We start from the raw sequence: 17921 nt of genomic DNA, 5'->3' as shown, positions 1-17921 counted from the left end.
TGGGCCTCTCCAGGTTTTTCGGATACCCAGAACGGGCGCGAATCTCTGGCAGGCTGCGAATTGCTGCGTCCATTTGTCGGCGAATCGTCATCCGGCATTCCGGTCAAGATAGCGCAGAACAGTCGGCGTCACTACCTTGTGCTGGTGTCACTGGGTAACTCAAGGGGTTGCTAGGCCGACTGAATTAACTCCAGAAGCGCATCGTAATGGGATGCGCGAAAACGCTAGGATGCGCGAATGGCGGAGAGGGGGGCCTGAATGCACGTGCTGGCCGCGTCACTGGAGTGCGACGGCCTGGCCGTGCGCCACACCGAGCCGGGGGCCGAGGTCCCGGTGCCGGAGGTGCTCCTGGAGTCCTTGCGCCGCAACGTTTTGGGCGAGCCGCGACCGCCGACGGCGGAGGTCCGGCGGCGCGGCGGCCAGCCGATCGCGGTGCCGCGCGCGGTCCCGGCCACCGGTGGGTTCGGCCGTCCGGGCCGGACGGACCTGCTGGGATACCAGGTGGAGCCGCCCGGCCCGGGCTGACGGCGCAGGCGTCAGACCACGACCTGCTTCCACTTCTGCCAGGCCGCGCCGGGGACCTCGTCGCGCATGTTGATGCCGCCGCCACGGCCGTTGTCCTCGATGCCCATCACCTGCAGCGTGCTCAGGGTGCGCACGAAGGCGTCGTGGTTGACGTCGCCGTTCCACTGCCAGCGCTGGTTGGCGTGGTTGTGACAGGCGCCGGTGGCCTGCACCGCGCCGTTGACCTGGCCGTGCTTGACGTCCAGGCAGCGCCCGTTGAGCGTCGCATGGTCGATCCCCTTGTGTCGAGGTCATCCGCGTTCGTGGCCCGGCTGGCCTCAACAACGTTCGGTGATCTGCCCGATGGGGAGCAGGGGTTGCCCGTATCCCTGCCTACGCTCCTCCGGGATACCACAGTTGATCAGGAGGAACGGGTTGGCGGAGGCGACGGGTTTCGGCGCGGGGCTACGCAGGCTGCGCACCGAACGGGGACTGTCCCTGACCCAGGTGGCGCAGCTGGTGCACTACAGCAAGGGATATCTGAGCAACATCGAGAACGGCCGCAAACCGGTCAACCCCGGCCTGGCAAGCAGGCTGGACGAGGCCCTCGCCACGGACGGTGAGCTGATCGCGCTGGCCGGCCTGGACCACCCGCGCTGCCCCTACCAGGGTCTGGCCGCCTTCGAGGCCGAGGACGCCTGCTGGTTCCACGGCAGGGAGCGGGCCACCGCCGCGCTGCTCGGGCGGCTGGCCGGGGCCAGGGCGAACGGGTTGCCGCTGCTGGTGTTCGGGGTCTCCGGCGCGGGCAAGTCCTCGCTGCTGCGAGCCGGGCTGGCGCCCGCGCTGGGCCGGGGCGCGCTGCTGGTGGACGGGCCGGTCCGGGTGCGCACCCCGACCGCCACGCCGATGCGGGTGCTGCCCGAGCCCGGCGGGGTGCTGGTGGTGGACCAGTTCGAGGAGGTCTTCACCCTCTGCGAGGACCCCGACGAGCGCCGCGAGTTCATCACCGCCCTGTGCGCGGCGGCCAAGACCGGCACCCTGGTGGTGCTGGGGGTGCGCGCGGACTTCTTCGGCGCCTGCCTGGCCCAGCCGCAGCTGCTGGAAGCGGTGCGGCACAACCAGTTCACCGTGGGCGCGATGTGCCGCCAGGAGCTGGTCGAGGCCATCACCGGACCGGCCGGGACCGCGGGGCTGACGGTGGAACCGGGGCTGGTCGAGCTGCTGCTGCGCGATCTGGGCCTGGCCGGGGAGGATCCCGGCGCGACCTACGACCCCGGCGCGCTGCCGCTGCTGTCCTACGCGCTGCTGGGCACCTGGCAGCAGCGCAGCGCCGAGGCGCTGACCGTGGCCGGGTACCGGCTCACCGGCGGGATCGAGGGCGCGGTGGCGGCCGCGGCCGAACGCGCCTACGACCAGCTCGGCCCCGAGGCCCAGGACGCGGCCAGGCGGGTGCTGCTGCGGCTGGTCCGCATCGACGAGCGGGACGAGCCCGCCCGCCGCCGGGTCCAGCACGCCGAACTGCTTGGCAGCGCGGCGAAACCGGCCCAGGCCGCGATCGAGACCCTGGTGGAGGCGCGGCTGCTGGTGCTGGACCGGGACACCGTGGAGATCGCGCACGAGGCCCTGCTGCGGGCCTGGCCCCGGCTGGCCGAGTGGATCGCCGCGGACCGGGCCGGGCTGCGCCTGCACCGCCAGCTCACCCAGGCCGCGCACGAGTGGACCGGTCTCGGCCACGACTCCGGCGCGCTCTACTCCGGCCTCCGGCTCAGCGCGGCCGCGCAGTGGGCCGCCGAGCACGACACCGAGCTGTCCGAGGGCGAACGGGACTTCCTGCGCGCCAGCGCGGCCGCCGGGCAGCGCCGGGTGCGCACCCGGCGCAGGCTGACCACCCTGCTGGTGGCGCTGCTGGTGCTGGCGAGCACGGCCACCCTGGTCGCCGCGCGCTCCCGCCACCTGGTGGCCGAGCAGCGCGACCTGGCCCTCGGCCGCAACGCGGTGGCCTCGGCGATCACCTTGCAGGAGCAGGAACCGGCGCTGGCCATGCAGCTGCGGCTGGCCGCCTACCGCCGCTCCCCGCACCCGGAGCTGGCCGACGCGGTGCTGGCCGCGTTCACCTCGCCCTACCGCGGCCGGTTCACCGGGCACACCGGCGAGGTGGTCTCGGTGGCCTACGCGCCATCAGGACCGGTCGCGGCCACCGCGGGCTGGGACCGCACGGTCCGGCTGTGGGACATCGCCGATGCGAACCGCCCGGTCGAGCTGGCGGTGCTCCCGCTGGCCGCGGCCGCCCGCGAGGTGGTCTTCCACCCCGGCGGCAAGCTGCTGGCCACCGTGGACCACGGCGCCCTGCGGCTGTGGGAGATCAGCGATCCGCGGGTCCCGCTGCCGCTGTCCACCGTCCCGGCCGCGCTGAACTCGGTGGCGTTCAGCCCAGACGGCCGGAGCGCGGCCACCGGCGGCGGGGACGGCCTGACCAGGCTGTGGGACCTCGGCGATCCGCGCAGGCCAAGGGAGACCGGCACTTTGCCCGGCCACTCCGGCCCGGTCACCTCGGTCACCTTCAGCCGGGACGGCGGCCTGCTGGCCACCGCGGGCGACCACACCGCCCGGCTGTGGGAGCTGAACGGCACACCCCGGCTGCGCGGCCAGGTCAGCGGGCACACCGCCACCGTGCCGAGCGTGTCGATCAGCCCGGACGGCGCCACCATGGCCACCGCGAGCTGGGACCGGACCGTGCGGCTGTGGCGCACCGCGGACCTGCGGCCGCTGGCCACCCTCGGCGAGCACAAGACCATCATGTGGTCGGCGGCCTTCAGCAAGGACGGGCGCCGGCTGGCCACCAACGGCAGCGGCAGCACCGTGCTGTGGGAGGTGACCGATCCGGCCGCGCCGCGCAAGGTCAGCACCCTGCCCGGCGGGACCTACCAGGTGGCCTTCGCCCCGGACGGCAACACCGTGGCCACCCCGCAGTGGATCAAGGACCTGCGCGAGCTGCCGCTCACCGGGCACGAGGACGTGGTCACCACGGCCGCCTTCAGCCCCGACGGCAACCTGCTGGCCACCGGCAGCTGGGACCGCACGGTCCGGTTGTGGGACGCCCGGCACCCGCGCCCGCTGGCCCAGCTGACCGGACCGGGCGCCTTCGTCCGCGGCGTCGCCTTCCACCCCCGCGACCACCTGCTCGCCGCGGCCAGCGAGGACGGCTCGGTGTGGCTGTGGGACCTCACGAACCCGGCCGCCCCGCGCGCGCTGCCGCCACTGGCAGGCGACACCGGGGAGATCACCACGGTGAAGTTCAGCCACAACGGCCGGGTGCTGGCCGCGGTCGGCCTCAGCGCGGTGACCCTGTGGGACGTGGCCGCACGCCGGGTCCTGGCCCGGTTCGCCGAGACCCCGCACACCAACCTGGCCACCGCGTTCAGCCCGGACGATGCGGTGCTGACCCTGTGGACCACGAACACCCCGGTCCGCCAGTGGCGCGTCACCGACCCGGCCCGCCCGGTCGAGCTGCCCCAGCCCGCGGGCGCCGCCGCGGCCAACGTGGGCGCGCTGAGCCCGGACGGCCGGTTCATGGCCAGCTACCAGCCGGGGGACCACACGGTGCGGCTGCGCGACCAGGGTGGTGAGCTGGCGGCGATCTCCGGCCTGCCGGTGGTGTACTGGCTGGCCTTCGCCCCCGACGGCAGGCGCCTGGTGGCGGGCGCGGAGGACGGGGTGGTGCGGGTGTGGGACCTGAGCGATCCGCACGCGCCGGTGGAGCGAGCCCGGCTGGTCGGCCACCAGGGACCGGTGCCGGGGGTGGCGGTCAGCCCGGACGGCACCAGGGTGGTCACCACCGGCAACGACCGCACGGTGCGGTTGTGGGACACCGACCTGGAGCGGGTGGCGGCCCGGATCTGCGCGGTGGCCCACCCGCGGATCAGCCGCGCGGAGTGGGAACGGCACTTCCCGGGGATGGAGTTCCAGCCGCCCTGTTAGGCCGTGTCCCCCAAGCCCCGTCTGCGGGAGCCGTGATCGGTTTGGTCGCTGGCGGTGCGGCCGGGACGGCCTCATACCGGGTGTATTCGGGCGTTCCGGCCGTGCCGCCAGCGGCCGAACCGGCGCGGCTAGCGCGGGCGGGGCTTGGGGGACACGGCCTTCGCACCGCTCCTGGCGGAGAGCGGTGCCCGGTTGGACTCAGCCGTGCGGGTTGAACGGGATGCCGGCGGGCTTGGCCTTCTCCAGCTCCCAGCCGAACGCGCTGTCCTTCAGCCCGAACCCGGCGCTGCCGAAGTTGGCCTGCACCAGCTTGTCCCTGATCCCGGACGGGTAGTTGTCCCAGCCCACCAGGGTCGGGTACTGCCAGGCGCCCTTGTGGTTCTCCGGCGGTTCGGAGGCGCTGGCGTGCCGGAAGCAGTGCGTGCCGATGCCGTCCTTGTGATAGACGATCTTGGCGTGCGAGCCCTCCCAGGCGACCTGCGAGGAGGGCTTGGTGGTGTACTTGCCGTGCGCGGAGGTCGAGACGTGCTGGGCGGACCCGTTCTGCACCCAGATCACCACGTGCTCGATGTCGTGCCGGTGCCCGCTCTCGATCCCGGCCACCGCCTGGTCCTTCTCGAAGTACAGGTCGTACATGTAGGCGCACCAGCCGTTGTTGCAGCGGTTGCGGGAGTACATGTTGGTGTTGTTCAGGTCCGACAGGTCGCGGCAGTTACCGTTGAGCGCCCCGGTCGGCTTCAGACCGGCGTTGAGGGTGCCGTCCGGGCCGATGGCCGGGGTCGGGTAACAACCGTCGCCGTCGTAGTCGAAAGCGGGCTGCCAGCGGGCATCCTCGGCCGGGGCGCTACCCGGCAGTGCCCTGGGCGGCTCGGCGAACGCGACGCCCGGCAACACCACCGCCAGCGCGGCAGCGCCAACGATTGCGTTGCGCGCGAAGGAGAACCATCGCGGCCTCCGGCGTGGGGGCACAGCGCTGCGCTGCATGGGCAGACCTCCGTGAACCGTGGTGGCGGCGGTTCTGGACGTGACCATGCTCCAGCGGGCACCCACACCCCCGTCAAGGGCCGTGCGTCGGTGTCCGTCCCGCTGGGGCGCGGTCCGCGAAAGGTTCCGGAGCCGATCAACGGGCGTTCACCGGCGCGCGACCGTGCCGTGCCCCCGGCGTCACCACCGGGCGGCTAAGCCGGTGGCGCGCCCCGCCAGCGCCAGCCGGTCTGCCGCTCCTTGCCCGGCAACGAGATCCGGTCCGTCGCCCACAGCAACCCCAGCCACGGATCGATCTCGCCCAGCTCTGCGGCGCGGTGCGGGAACATCCGGTCCAGCACCCGGGCACACGCCTGCCGCGGCGGATCCAGCGCCAGCCCCAGCCCCAGGCCGGGTCCGCCAGGCCCGTCGGGCGGTGTGCCTCAGGGTGTCCAGGTCGTCCGGGCTGACTGTCACCGGGGCAGCGTAGGGTTCCGGCAGGAAAATCTTGACTGGGGAGGTCCCTGCCATGGCCAGCAAGTTCGCCGAGCTCGCCATCGACTGCGCCGATCCCGTGGGGCTGGCCCGGTTCTGGTGCGCGGTGCTCGGCTACGAGGTGCTGCACCAGGACGAGGAGATCGTGACCATCGGCTCGCCGCTGGTGCCGGAGGGCAAGGACCGGCCCGGTCCGGTGCCGCCGCTGCTGACCTTCGCGCGGGTGCCGGAGGGCAAGACCGCCAAGAACCGGCTGCACATCGACCTCAACCCGACCGACCGGGAGCAGGCCGAGGAGGTCCGCCGCCTGATCGAGCTGGGGGCGCGGCACGCCGATGTCGGCCAGGGTGACGGGGTCAGCTGGGTCACCCTGGCCGATCCGGAGGACAACGAGTTCTGCGTGCTGGCCACCCGCTGCCCTTGAGCGTCAGCCGGCCGGAGCCAGCCGGGCGGTGAGCTCGGCGCGGTCGGCCAGGAACCACACGTGCTTGCCGCGGTTGGTCTCGCGCAGGTAGCTGGTCAGCGCGCTGCTGCGGGCCGCGTGCGCGGACACGTCGCCGAGGAAGACCAGCCGGATGCCGTAGTTGACGAACTTCTGCGCGAAGTCGCCGAGCAGCCTGGTCTCCAGCCGGAAGAACTCCTCGGACAGCCGCGTCACCGGGATCACCACCGTGTTCGCCTGTCGGGACCAGGCCTCGCCGATCAGGTCGGTGGCCTCCCGCTCGGCGCCCAGGCGGTGGCCCTCGGGCGCGCAGTGCAGCACCGGGACACCGTGGATCTGCTCAACCATGTCGGCTCCCTTCGGCGGTGAGGAACTCCAGCTCGGAGTCCTGTGGCGGCACCAGGTGCCCGACGCCGGGCAGCAGGCGGACGGTGGCCCGCGGCACGTGGGTTTCCAGGCGCTGCTTGGTGATCGCGGCATCCAACATGACGTCCTCCGCGCCGACCACGACGTGCACCGGGATGGTGAGACCGGCCAGCTCCTCGTCGGTGAAGACCGGGAGCTCGCCGCTGCGGTACCGGTAGTGCGTGGACATCCGCACGGTGTGCTCGACCACCGCATCCAGGTCCACAGTGGACAGTCCGCGGCCGAGCATGCCGACCACTGTGCGGCGCTTGCCCCAGCGGCCGAACGGGGCCAGCAGCACCGCCTTGAGCAGGTAGCCCTTCCGCGGTCTGCTCAGGCCCGGCGGACAGGTCAGCGCGAGCCTGCGCACCCTGGCCGGGCGGCGGATCGCGTAGTCCAGGGCCAGCCAGCTGCCCAGCGAGTAACCCATGATGTCCACTTCGGACAGACCCAGCTGGTCCAGCACCGCGTCCAGCCACACCGCGTACCTGTCTGTGCCCGGCTCCGGCCGGGACGGCGCGCTCAGGCCCGGCTCGCCGATGATGTCGACCGCGTGCACCCGGAAGTGCGGGGTCAGCTCGGCGAAACGGGCCACCCACTGCGCGGAGTTGCTGCCCGAGCCGTGCAGTAGCACCAGTGGCGGCGCGGTGAGCGGGCCTGCCGAGACCACGAAGGTCTCGCCCTCGGGGGTCGGCACGTGCCGCTGTTCGGGCGTCCCCGGCCAGGCCGCCAGCTGTGCCCGGTAACCGTCGAGCAGCAGCTGGCGGCCGGATGGGGAGCGGTAGATGTCTTGTTGCGGCATGCGAGCTACCGTAACATGCCGCAAACTTCCTTCAAAGGGCGTTGATAGGGAATGTTAGGGAGTGTGAGCGGCGCCATTGATGACGAAGGTGGAGCCCGGTTCGCGGACAATGTGGCCGGTGGCGGAGTTGGTGATGGTGACGTTGGTCAGCGTGGCGCTGCCCCGCGCCCCGCCCATGGCCAGGATTCCCGCCCCGTTGCCGGACTTGTCGATGCGCACGTTGGTGATTGCCACGTTTGGCATCTCCCCGCCGCCGGTCTTGAACTGGATGCCGTCGTAGGTGGAGTCCAGCACCTCGGTGTCCCGGATGGTGACGCCCGGGATGGGCAGGTTCTGCGGGAACAGGGTGATCGCGCCGAACTTCTGCGCCTCGCCCCAGAACACCCCGCCGCAGCGGTGCAGCGCGTTGTTGGCGATCAGGGTCTGCCCGGAGAACGGCAGCGGGTCGTGGTCGGTGGCCAGCATGATGCCCGGGTAGTTCATGGTGTCGTAGACGAGGTTGTTCTCGATCCGGTTGCCGTAGCCGCCGTAGACCGCGATCCCGTTGGCGCGCCAGGGCAACTGGATGGTGTTGTTGACGAAGTGGTTGTCGTGCGCGATGTCCACGGACTGGTTCTTCACGTACTTGTTGGCCCACACCGCGAGCGCGTCGTCACCGGTGGTGCGGAAGGAGGAGTTGAACACCTTGGAGTTGCGGGTGCCGTTGGTGAAGTTGATCCCGTCGGCGTAGGTGTTGCGGATCCGCATGCCGCTGAACTCCAGCCCGTCGCCCGGCCCCCACAGCTCGGGGATGTTGTCGAAGTCGCGGCCGACCCACACCCCCACGTTGGCGTGCTCGATCCAGACGTTGCTGATCTTGGTGCCGGTGCCGAAGCGCCCGTTGAGCCCCACCCCGCCCTCGGCGTTGCCGTCCCCGCCGCGGATCCGGCCGGAGCCGAAGATGGCGATGTCCGAGATCTGGGTGTTCTGGTCGATGTCGAAGCCGAAGTTGCCCTCGTGCGGGTGGTTGATCCCGCCGGTGGCCAGGTGCGGCTCGGTCAGCGTGTACAGCTGCGAGTGCCACATGCCCGCGCCGCGGATGGTGACGTTGCTGATCCCGACCTGGTTGAACTGACCCCGGTTGTGCGGGTCGTCGGTGAGGATCTTCTTCTCCTGCCGCCACTGCCCGGCCGGGATCCACACGCAGCCGATCACGCCGTTCTGGTCGTCGGTGACCGCGCGCTGGATGGCGTCGGTGTCGTCGTTGCCGTCATTGGGCACCGCGCCGTAGCTGGTGATCGAGGTGCAGCCCGCGGGCTGGCTGGCCGGGGGCGCGACCTGCTCCAGGTCGATCAGGTCGATGATGTAGAACGCGGCGGTGTCCCCGGCGTCGCGCTGCAGGCGGAAGCGGGTGCCGGGCGGGTAGGAGCTGGCCAGCAGCGCGTGCGACTCGTCGAACAGCCGCCGGGCGTCGGGCTGCGGGCGGTTGGTCAGCGACTCGGGTCCGTCGCTGTTGCCGTAGAGCCAGCTGTGCCGCGAGGACAGGGTGAGCTTGCGGAGGAAGGTGTCGTTGACGTACAGGCTGATGGTGGCCTCGATGCCGCCGCCACCGGGCGCGTCTGGGATCGAGTTGCGCACCACGATCGAGTTGGCCTGGTTGGCCGAGGTGAACTCCACGAACTGCCCGGTGCTGGTCAGCCGCACCGACTGCCGCCCGGATGACTCGGTGGCGAAGTTGGTGTGCCCGAAGGTGCGCAGCGGGTCGGCGCTGAGCAACTGGCCCTGGTAGCGGGCGGCCTCGGCCTCGTACTCCACGTAGGGCACCGCCGCGCCGCGGCCGACCACGATCGAGTGGGACAGCGAGTTGTTGTTCTCGTTGGTCTCGGCCAGCACGCCGGTGGCGTCCGCGGTGGCGGTGATGGTGGCCCCGCCGCTGGTGGCGGTCCAGCTGCCGTTGACCGCGACCGTGCTCTCCGCGCCCGCGGCGATCGGGCCGGTGGGGGTGTTCAGCATGCTGCCACCCACCGCCAGCCGGGTGACCGTGTTCCCAGCGGTGCTGGTGCCGCGGTTGCGCAGCCGCACGGTGAAGCTGACCTGCGCGCCGACCGGCGGGCTCGCCGGGTTCGAGGCCACGCCGAGGACCTCCAGGTCGGGGCCGGGGGCCTGGGCCACGGCGAGCTGGTTCGGCGCGGTGTGGCTGTTGTTGGCGTCGTTCTGCTCGGCCACGGTGTTGTTCGGGTCGACCAGCGCGGTCACCGGGTAGCTGCCCACCGGCCTGGTCCCGGCGCTGACCGAGACGCCGGCCGAGCCGCCCGCGGCCAGCGCGCCCACCGGGGCGCTGCCGACCACCGCGCCGCCCAGGCTGAAGTTCACCGTGGTCGCGCCGGAGGCCGCCGAGCCGGTGTTGCGGACCTGGGCGGTCAGCGTGATCTGGTCGGTCTCCACCGGGCTGGGCGGGTTCCAGCCGACCGAGGCCACGGTCAGGTCCGGGTTGGGCGCGGGGGTGCCGAGGACCTGGAGCTCGCCGACCTGGCCGCCCGGTGCGCCGGTGTTGCCGAAGAACTGCAACCGCAGGTCCGCGGCCCGGCCCCTGACCGGGATGGTGACGGAGTTCTGGTTGCCGTGCGGGTCGAAGCGGTAGTCCGCGCGGTCGCGCAACGAGGTGAACTCCGCGCCGCCCTGGTCGCGGCCGAGCACCTGGATGCTCTGGGTGCGCGCGGCCCAGATCGGGTCCGGGTTGAGCTTGAGCACCACCGAGTCCAGGTCGGCGTTGGCGCCGAGCTTCACGGTCAGCGTGGCCGGGTGGTCCGCGGACTCCCAGTAGCTGCCGATGTTGCCGTCGTTGGCGTTACCGGCCACGTAGTGCTGCGTGGTGGAGGAGGCCTCGATCGCCTTGCCCCTGGCCAGGTCGGCGGGTGCGGCCAGCGCGGTCGCGGCCGGCAGCCCGGCGCTGAGCAGGCCGAGGGCGAGCAGGGCGGTGGTCAACCGTCTACTGAGCTGCTTCCAGTGCATGGGGACCTCTGTTCGGTTTTCCGCGCAGGGCGGGGCGCGTGACAGGGCTCGTGCTGAAGTTGCAGTTGATCGCTAAGGATTTAAGCGATCGCAGTCGACTTTTTGCGAGCAGGGGAGTCAAAGGTTGCAGACCGATGACGGTGCCGTCAACGGTTCGCGCTGAATCGGTGCGGGTGCGCTCAGGCGCCTGGGCGGTGCGGGCGGTTCAGGCCCCGAGCGCGGTGGGCAGCTGCTCCCTGGACTGGATGCCGAGCTTGCGGTAGGCGCTGGTGAGGTGGACCTCGATGGTGCGGCGGCTGACGAACAGGGTCTGCGCGATGGCCCGGTTGGAGTCGCCGCCCGCGGCCAGCCTGGCCACCCGCAGCTCGCTCGCGGTGAGCGCGTCGACCCCGGTGAGCAGGTCCCGGCGGGGCCGGGCGCCGGTCGCGGCGAGCTCCTGTTTCGCATGCGCGGCAAGGGGAAGCGCGTGGTGCCGGGCGGCCAGGTCCAGGCCCTCGCGGAGCTGGCGCTGGGCGTCGGTGCGGTGCCCGGCACGGCGCAGCGCGCTGCCGTACTCGATCAGCGAGTGGCCGAGCTCCAGGGTGCCGGTGGAGCCGCGCAGCACCTGGACGGACTCGGCGAGCCGGTCCAGCCGGGTGCCGCCGCCCTCGATCAGGCCCAGGGTGCGCAGCGCGATGCCGATCGCGCGGGGCGCGCCGAAGTCGCGGGCCAGCGCCAGCTCCTCCTCGGCCAGCGACCTGGCCTCGGCCGGTTCGCCCAGCGCCAGCCAGGCCAGTGCGGCATCGGCCCGCCAGTGCGCGAAGCCCGGGTTCACGCACCCGGCCCTGACCAGGCCGTCGCCGCAGGCCAGCAGGTCGGCCAGGGCGGCACGCGGGCGTTGCTGGCGGAGCCGGAGCCTGCCGCGGGCCAGGTGCACGAAGTGACCGATGAGCATCCGGACCTCGTCCTCGGCGTCCAGTTCGTGCTCGGTCAGCACCGCCTGGGCCTCGTCCAGGTGGCCCTGTTCGGCCAGCGCGTCCACCAGCACCGCGGCCGCCAGCGGCAGTTCGTGGTCGCCGTCGACCTCGTGCAGGGCCAGCGCGGCCCGCCCGTCGGCCTCGGCCTCGCGCAGGTGGCCCGCGGTGAGCGCGGTGCGGGAACGCAGCACGGCGAGGTAGCGGAACTCGGCCAGGTTGCCGCGCGCCTGGGCGTGCTCGATCCCGCGGTCGAGCACCGCGAGGGCTTCGGGCAGGCGGTCGGCCATGACCAGTGCGGTGCTGGCGAAGTTGGCCAGGATCCACTGGTCGCGTTCGGCCAGCGGGCCGTGCGCGGCGCGGGCGGCGAGCTCGCCCACCACCGAGGCCGGGCGGTCGGCGGTGGCACAGGCCCCGAAAGCCAGGCAGGCCAGCAGCATCCGCCCGGCCTCGGACTCGGCCGAGACGGTGCCGGCGAGCTGGTCCAGCCGGGCGATCCAGGAGGTGGGCGGCCGCATGCTGACAAAGCTGGCCATGGAGAAGGCCACGGTCAGCCGCAGCGGCAGCTCGCCTTCGGCCAGCGCCTCGGTGGCCAGCTCGAAGGTCTCCAAAGCCGCGTCCGGCCGCCCGGTCTGCACCATCACCGCGCCCAGGTCCAGCGCGAGCTCGCCGCGGGTGACCGGGTCCTCGGTCAGCTCCAGGGCCGCGCGCAATGCCTGCGCGGCCTCGGCCGGGCGGTTGGCCATGCCCAGCGCCCGGCCCAGTTCGGCGTGCAGGCGCGGCCGATCGGCGGCGGGCGGTGGTTCGGCCAGCGCCCGGCGCAGGCAGCTGGCCGCGGCCTCGGGCGCGCCCCGGCCCAGCGCGTCCGCCGCGGCCGCGCACAGCGCGGTGACCACGGCGGGGTCGGCGGCCGGGGCGGCGGCCAGCAGGTGTGGCACGAGCTGTTCGGCCGGGGCCGCTTCGGCGGCGAGCAGCTCCACCGCGCGCCGGTGGTCGGCGGCGCGGCGGATGTCGGTGCCGTCGGCGTAGACCGCGGTGCGCACCAAAGGATGCGCGAAGTCCACCGGGTAGCCGCCGGTGAGCAGCGACTCCTGGGCGAGCAGGTCGGCCAGTTCGCTCGCCCGGTCCAGCGACAGGCCGGCCAAACGGGCCGGGCGGGTGAGGTCGGCGGCGGGTCCGAGCACGGCCAGCGCCCTGGCCAGCCGCACCGCCTCCGGGCCTAGCCGGTTGAGCCGGGTGAGCACGGTGCGGGCGATCGGCGCGGCCTGCAACCCGGGAATCCGGTCGGCCTGCGCGGCCACCGGGGGCACCCTGGCCGCGCGCAGGGCGGTGATCGCCTCGGTGAGCAGGAACGGGTTGCCGCCGGTGGCCTCGGCGCAGGCGCGGCAGAACTCGGGATCGGCGGCGGGGGAGAGGCGGTCCCGGACGAACCGGCTCACCGCCTGCCCGGACAGCGACCCGAGGGTCAGCAGCACCGGCTCGACCCCGCTGAGCGCCCTGGCCAGCGCCGAGTCCCCGGCCACCGGCCTGCCGCCGAGCAGGAGCAGCACCGGCAGGTCGCCCACCCGCCGGGCCAGGTGGGAGAGGAACCGCAGCGAGGCCTCATCCGCCCAGTGCACGTCGTCCACCGCGAGTAGCAGCGGCGCGGGCTCGGCCAGGTTGGAGCACAGCCAGTACAGCCCGTGCACCACGTTGCCCACCGGCACCTGGTCCCCGTCGGCGGCGAACACCGGCGCGGCCAGCGCGGCCGCCCCGGAGCGTACCTCGGGCTCGGCCTCGCGCAGCGCGGGGTCGAACAGCTGCCGGACCATGGCGAAGGGCAGGTCCTGCTCCAGCTCGCCGCCGCTGGCGGTGAGCACCCGGAACCCGCGCCCGGCCGCCAGCTCGCCCGCCGCGGCCAGCAACGCGGTCTTGCCGATCCCCGGCACGCCCTCGACCAGCGCGGTTCGCCCGCGTCCTGCGGCGGCCGCGGTCAGCAGCTCGCCGATCCGCACCAGCTCGGCGTCCCGCTCGAACAGACCCACCCGTACCCCTGCCCCGGCCAAAGACTTCGGTGCTGACCACAATGCCGAGCCGGTCGCGCAAAGTCATCGTGGGGATTCAGGTTGTTACCTGCCCGGGAGGGGCTATGCGGAGAACCGTGATCGTGGGGATGGCGATCGCACTGGTCACCTTGGTCAGCGGCTGCGAGGAGACCACCGGTGGTTTCAGCCCGGGGCCTTCGGTCAGCGAGGTGGTCGCGACCAGCAAGAAGAGCGGTGGCACGACCACCACGGGGGACTGTTCGCGCACCGGGCCGAAGATCCGGTCGGTGCTGCCGGTGCTCTCGGCCAAGTTCCAGATCGCCAAGGCCAACCCGTGCGTGCCACTGGCAGGCCTGGTGAACGAGGTGCTGGAGGTGGTGCCGAGGTCGCAGCGGGCCGCGCTGGCCCAGTTCCAGGACCGGGTGGGCAGGCTGGTCGGCGCGGCCAGCCACGTCAACACCGTGCTGACCTGCGCCTACCAGACCGACCGGGTGGGCATCGTGCTGTACCAGGAGAAGGCCAGCCCGCTCTCCCTCGGCCTGGTGGTGGCCATCCGCGGCAAGCTGGACGCCGCCGCCGAGGTCGCCGCCTGCTTCCTGAAGGTGACCATCCTCGGCGTCAGCGCCGATCCGCCGCCGGGCGCGGCCAAGGCGCCCTGCTTCCACAAGGGTTCGCGCAAGCAGGGCGGCGAGGACTACTCGCTGTTCTGGATCGGCTCCAGCGAGAGCATGTGCACCGCGCTGGCCCGCCTCGGCGGCTAGGACACGCCCTAGCACGGACCGACTATCGCGAACGTATCCAAAATCGGATACGCCGCCGCGACAGCCCGCCGTGTTGGGTGGTGGCGTGCTCGACGAGTGGCAGGACTGGATCGGCACGTTCACCGGCGTGGTGGCCAGCACGGTGGTGTTGCTGCCGGCGGCCCTGGCGGCGGTGTGGGCGCTGGCCCGCCACCGGTGGCTCAACGGCAGCCCGAGGGCCCAGGCGTGGCGCTGGTCGCTGTCCGAGGTCGGCCTCGTCTACGGCACGGTGCCCGTCGTCTGGCTGACCATGATGCCGGGCAGCCGGGCCGGTCTGGTTCCCGGCCGGGTGAGCCTGGTGCCGCTGCAAGACCTGCTCGCGATGGGGACCGTCCAGATCGTCGGCAACCTGCTGGTGTTCGCGGCACTGGGTTTCTTCGCCCCGCTGCGGTTCGCCGCGCTGGCCTCGCTACCGAGGGTCCTGGCGCTGGCGGCGGGCTGCTCGGTGCTGATCGAGGTCGGGCAGTACGCGCTGCGGCTGGACCGGGTGTCCTCTGTGGACGATGTGCTGCTCAACACCGCGGGCGCGGTGCTGGCCGCGCTGGCCTCCCGCCGCTGGTGGCGGGCAAAGGCAAGCCCGCCGCCGCGGCGACCGCGGCTGACCCTGGTGCCGGGCCGCTGAACCGTTCCCGGGCCTAGGCTTCGGGTATGCGCGTGCTGATCGTGGAGGACGAGCTCTACCTGGCCGAGGCCGTCCGGGACGGGCTCCGGTTGGAAGCGATCGCCGCCGACATCGCCGGCGACGGCGACACCGCGCTGGAACTGCTCAGCGTCAACTCCTACGACCTCGCCGTCCTCGACCGCGACATCCCCGGCCCCTCCGGCGACGAGATCGCCCGGCGCATTGTCGCGGCCGGCAGCGGCATGCCGATCCTGATGCTCACCGCCGCCGACCGGATCGATGACAAGGCCTCCGGGTTCGAGCTGGGCGCCGATGACTACCTCACCAAACCGTTCGAGCTGCGGGAGCTGGTCATGCGGCTGCGGGCGCTGGACCGCAGGCGCGCGCACGCCCGGCCCCCGGTGCGCGAGCTGGCGGGCCTGCGGCTGGACCCGTTCCGCCGGGAGGTCTTCCGCGACGGCCGCCACGTCGCGCTCACCCGCAAGCAGTTCGCCGTGCTCGAGATCCTCCTCGCCGCCGAGGGCGGAGTGGTCAGCGCCGAGGACCTGCTGGAACAGGCCTGGGACCAGCACGCCGACCCGTTCACCAACGCCGTCCGGATCACCGTCTCGGCGCTGCGCAAACGACTCGGCGAACCCTGGCTCATCGCCACCGTGCCCGGCGTCGGCTACCGGATCGACATCGGCGCCGGCGGCTAGGCCTCCTGATCACGGTCCGGCTGCCCGGTCCTGCCCGATCGACCTGGGCCCCCGAGGGCTCCGGCGGCGTACCTCCGGGCTTGGCGGGGTGGGCAGGCCGTGCCGGATGGCGTGGCCCGCGTGCACCCCGTAAGCCAGGTCGGCGAGCAGCTTTCCCAAGGAACGCAACAACTTTCGCATGCCTCCACCCTCGTCCGGCGGCTCCTGCCGAACCAGTGGCGGTAACGACAACCTTCGCTAAGATTCCGCCATGAGCCGATCAGTGGCGGTGCTCGCCTACCACGGCATGACCTCCTTCGAGACCGCGATCGTCACCGAGGTCTTCGCCCTGCGCTGGCCCGATCTCGACTTCGGCGAGGACGGCTACGAGGTGCGGATCTGCGCGGAGCGGCCCGGTCCGGTGCCGGTGCTCGGCGGCGCGGAGCTGCTCGTGCGCTACGGCCTGGACACCTTCGCTGAAGCCCAGACCGTGGTGGTGCCCAGCGTGGCCGATGTGCACGCCGAGCCCTCGCCGGAGGTGGTGGCCGCGCTGCGGCTGGCCCGCAGCCGGGGCGCGCGGATCGTCTCGATCTGCTCCGGGGTGTTCGCGCTGGCCGCGGCCGGGCTGCTGGACGGGCTGCGCGCGACCACGCACTGGCGGTACACGGAACTGTTGCGGCGCAGGTATCCGGCGATCGAGGTGGACCCGCACCCGCTCTACATCGACAACGACTGGATCCTCACCAGCGCGGGCTGCGCGGCCGGCATCGACCTCTGCATCCACTTGCTGCGCAAGGACTTCGGCGCGGAGCTGGCCAACGCGGTGGCGCGGCGGCTGGTCATCCCGCCGCACCGGGACGGCGGGCAGGCGCAGTACATCGAGAGCCCGGTGGCCGCCGAGCCCGGCGACGACCGGATCACCGGCAGCATGGCCTGGGCACTGGAACACCTGACCGAGCCGATCTCGGTGCGCACCCTGGCCGAGCGGGCCCGGATGTCCGAGCGCAGCTACCTGCGGCACTTCGCCAGGGCGGCGGGGGTCAGCCCGATCCGGTGGCTGATCAGTCGCCGGGTGCAGGCCAGCCTGCCGCTGCTGGAGACCACGGACACGCCGATCGAGGAGGTGGCGGTCGCGGTCGGGTTCGACACCGCGGTCACCTTCCGGCACCACTTCACCTCGGCCATGCACACCTCGCCCTCGGCCTACCGCCGGACCTTCCGCGCCTAAGGGCTAGCCAAATTTGGCTAGCCGTGGGTAAGCTCGCCGCCGCAGGTAGCCAAATTTGGTTAGAGGGAGTGTCTGTGTCTTCTGTGACCCCGTACGTGATGGTGCGCAGTGCCAACGAGTTCATCGAGTTCATCGGGGCGGCCTTCGAGGCCGAGGTGGTCAACCGGGTCCCGCTGTCCACCGACCCGGAGCGGGTGATTCACGCCGAGGCCCGGATCGGCGAGAGCACGCTGTTCTTCGCCGACGGCGGCGCGGACGGCCGCCAGTGCCTGCCCACCCCGACCGACCCGGCGCACGTCCAGCTGTGGACCACCGTGCCCGACCCGGAAGCGGTGCACGCCAGGGCGGTGGCCGGTGGCGCCAACTCGGCCATGCCGGTGACCGTGCAGGATGACGGCAGCCGGATGGGCGGCTTCGTGGACCCGTTCGGCACGCTGTGGTGGGTGAGCTCCACCCGCCCCTGAGGGAGGACGACCATGTCGGCGGTTCGGCTGCTGGTGCTCGGCGTGGTGCGCAGGCACGGACGCGCACACGGCTACCAGGTTCGCGCGGACCTGGAGAGCTGGGGCGCGCACGAGTGGTCCACGGCCACCTCGGGCTCGGTCTACCACGCCCTGAAGGCGATGACCGGCCAGGGATTGCTGCTGCTGCACGAGACCAGGCCGAGTGAAGCGGGCGGGCCGCCGCGCATGGAGTACGAGCTGACGCAGCAGGGCGAGGAAGCCTACTTCGCCCTGCTGCGCAAGGCTCTCACCAGCCACGACCCCGGCCTGGACCTGATAGCCGCCGCGGTCGGCCTGATCGAGGACCTGCCCCGCGCCGAGGCGATCTCGTTGCTGCGCAAGCGTTCTGAGGCGATGGCGTCCTGGCGGGCCAGCGTGCGCGAGGGACTGCCCGCCGAGACCGACCTGGATGAGTGGGGGCCGGTGGGCGAGGTGGTCGGGCTGTGGCTGCACACCGCGGACAGCCGCGCGGAGTGGACGGACCGGCTGATCCGCAGGCTGGAGTCGGGCGCGTTCCGGATGGCGGGGGAGTAG

The 17921-nt window shown here is 72.5% G+C and carries 17 protein-coding genes; 9 read left to right on the top strand and 8 right to left on the bottom strand.

The annotated features are described in order from the left end of the window. The first annotated feature begins 258 nt into the window (after positions 1 to 258). On the top strand, positions 259 to 525 hold the full coding sequence (locus M8C13_RS01615) for a hypothetical protein (RefSeq protein WP_252478597.1): 267 nt from the start codon (positions 259 to 261) through the stop codon (positions 523 to 525). An 11-nt stretch (positions 526 to 536) separates the two neighbouring features. Here the strand turns inward: M8C13_RS01615 and M8C13_RS01610 are convergent, their stop codons facing one another. Continuing rightward, positions 537 to 737 (bottom strand): hypothetical protein, encoded by a 201-nt coding sequence (locus tag M8C13_RS01610; protein WP_252478596.1) that lies wholly within the window; start codon positions 735 to 737, stop codon positions 537 to 539. Between the two features lie 202 nt (positions 738 to 939). On the opposite strand from M8C13_RS01610, the gene M8C13_RS01605 reads away from it, so the two are divergent. Next, the gene (locus M8C13_RS01605) at positions 940 to 4482 is read left to right on the top strand and encodes a helix-turn-helix domain-containing protein (protein ID WP_252478595.1); all 3543 of its coding nucleotides are present in this window, start codon (positions 940 to 942) and stop codon (positions 4480 to 4482) included. A 198-nt stretch (positions 4483 to 4680) separates the two neighbouring features. Here M8C13_RS01605 and M8C13_RS01600 read toward each other — a convergent pair whose 3' ends face one another. Both M8C13_RS01600 and M8C13_RS01595 read right to left on the bottom strand, forming a co-directional pair. Continuing rightward, positions 4681 to 5376: an NPP1 family protein gene (locus M8C13_RS01600; RefSeq protein ID WP_252478594.1), complete on the bottom strand. Its 696-nt coding sequence runs from the start codon at positions 5374 to 5376 to the stop codon at positions 4681 to 4683. Positions 5377 to 5660: 284 nt separating this feature from the next. Continuing rightward, the gene (locus M8C13_RS01595) at positions 5661 to 5807 is read right to left on the bottom strand and encodes a hypothetical protein (RefSeq protein WP_252478593.1); all 147 of its coding nucleotides are present in this window, start codon (positions 5805 to 5807) and stop codon (positions 5661 to 5663) included. A gap of 167 nt (positions 5808 to 5974) precedes the next feature. Between M8C13_RS01595 and M8C13_RS01590 the strand changes: the two genes are divergently transcribed. Next, positions 5975 to 6364, top strand: a complete 390-nt coding sequence (locus tag M8C13_RS01590) for a VOC family protein (protein ID WP_252478592.1) — start codon at positions 5975 to 5977, stop codon at positions 6362 to 6364. A 3-nt stretch (positions 6365 to 6367) separates the two neighbouring features. On the opposite strand, the gene M8C13_RS01585 is transcribed toward M8C13_RS01590, so the two are convergent. The 4 genes from M8C13_RS01585 to M8C13_RS01570 all read right to left on the bottom strand — a co-directional run bounded on the left by M8C13_RS01585 (position 6368) and on the right by M8C13_RS01570 (position 13557). Beyond that, positions 6368 to 6730 (bottom strand): DUF4180 domain-containing protein, encoded by a 363-nt coding sequence (locus M8C13_RS01585; protein ID WP_252478591.1) that lies wholly within the window; start codon positions 6728 to 6730, stop codon positions 6368 to 6370. Beyond that, positions 6723 to 7589, bottom strand: coding sequence for an alpha/beta fold hydrolase (locus M8C13_RS01580; protein WP_252478590.1), 867 nt, complete (start codon positions 7587 to 7589; stop codon positions 6723 to 6725). Before M8C13_RS01580 ends, M8C13_RS01585 begins: the two co-directional genes overlap by 8 nt. Before the next feature lie 54 nt (positions 7590 to 7643). Beyond that, complete coding sequence (locus M8C13_RS01575) at positions 7644 to 10580, bottom strand: CARDB domain-containing protein (RefSeq protein WP_252478589.1); 2937 nt, start codon at positions 10578 to 10580, stop codon at positions 7644 to 7646. A 205-nt stretch (positions 10581 to 10785) separates the two neighbouring features. Further along, a complete protein-coding gene (locus M8C13_RS01570) occupies positions 10786 to 13557 on the bottom strand; it encodes an AAA family ATPase (RefSeq protein WP_252478588.1) in 2772 nt (923 codons plus the stop codon). A 104-nt stretch (positions 13558 to 13661) separates the two neighbouring features. Here M8C13_RS01570 and M8C13_RS01565 point away from each other — a divergent pair, with 104 nt between their 5' ends. The 3 genes from M8C13_RS01565 to M8C13_RS01555 all read left to right on the top strand — a co-directional run bounded on the left by M8C13_RS01565 (position 13662) and on the right by M8C13_RS01555 (position 15677). Further along, on the top strand, positions 13662 to 14318 hold the full coding sequence (locus M8C13_RS01565; RefSeq protein WP_252478587.1) for a hypothetical protein: 657 nt from the start codon (positions 13662 to 13664) through the stop codon (positions 14316 to 14318). Positions 14319 to 14403: 85 nt separating this feature from the next. Further along, complete coding sequence (locus M8C13_RS01560; RefSeq protein WP_252478586.1) at positions 14404 to 14979, top strand: VanZ family protein; 576 nt, start codon at positions 14404 to 14406, stop codon at positions 14977 to 14979. A gap of 26 nt (positions 14980 to 15005) precedes the next feature. Continuing rightward, on the top strand, positions 15006 to 15677 hold the full coding sequence (locus M8C13_RS01555) for a response regulator transcription factor (RefSeq protein WP_252478585.1): 672 nt from the start codon (positions 15006 to 15008) through the stop codon (positions 15675 to 15677). Between the two features lie 9 nt (positions 15678 to 15686). On the opposite strand, the gene M8C13_RS01550 is transcribed toward M8C13_RS01555, so the two are convergent. Then, positions 15687 to 15857 carry a hypothetical protein gene (locus M8C13_RS01550; RefSeq protein WP_252478584.1) on the bottom strand — a complete coding sequence of 57 codons (171 nt, stop codon included), beginning with the start codon at positions 15855 to 15857 and terminating at the stop codon, positions 15687 to 15689. 70 nt (positions 15858 to 15927) lie between these two features. Between M8C13_RS01550 and M8C13_RS01545 the strand changes: the two genes are divergently transcribed. The 3 genes from M8C13_RS01545 to M8C13_RS01535 all read left to right on the top strand — a co-directional run bounded on the left by M8C13_RS01545 (position 15928) and on the right by M8C13_RS01535 (position 17921). Next, a complete protein-coding gene (locus M8C13_RS01545) occupies positions 15928 to 16884 on the top strand; it encodes a helix-turn-helix domain-containing protein (protein WP_252478583.1) in 957 nt (318 codons plus the stop codon). Positions 16885 to 16958: 74 nt separating this feature from the next. After that, positions 16959 to 17348 carry a hypothetical protein gene (locus M8C13_RS01540; protein WP_252478582.1) on the top strand — a complete coding sequence of 130 codons (390 nt, stop codon included), beginning with the start codon at positions 16959 to 16961 and terminating at the stop codon, positions 17346 to 17348. 12 nt (positions 17349 to 17360) lie between these two features. Next, a complete protein-coding gene (locus M8C13_RS01535) occupies positions 17361 to 17921 on the top strand; it encodes a PadR family transcriptional regulator (RefSeq protein WP_252478581.1) in 561 nt (186 codons plus the stop codon).

The sequence above is a fragment of the Crossiella sp. SN42 genome (assembly GCF_023897065.1).
In the GTDB taxonomy this organism is placed as follows: domain Bacteria; phylum Actinomycetota; class Actinomycetes; order Mycobacteriales; family Pseudonocardiaceae; genus Crossiella.
Note: the sequence above shows the minus strand (reverse complement) of the source record. Positions and strands in the feature narration are given on the sequence as shown.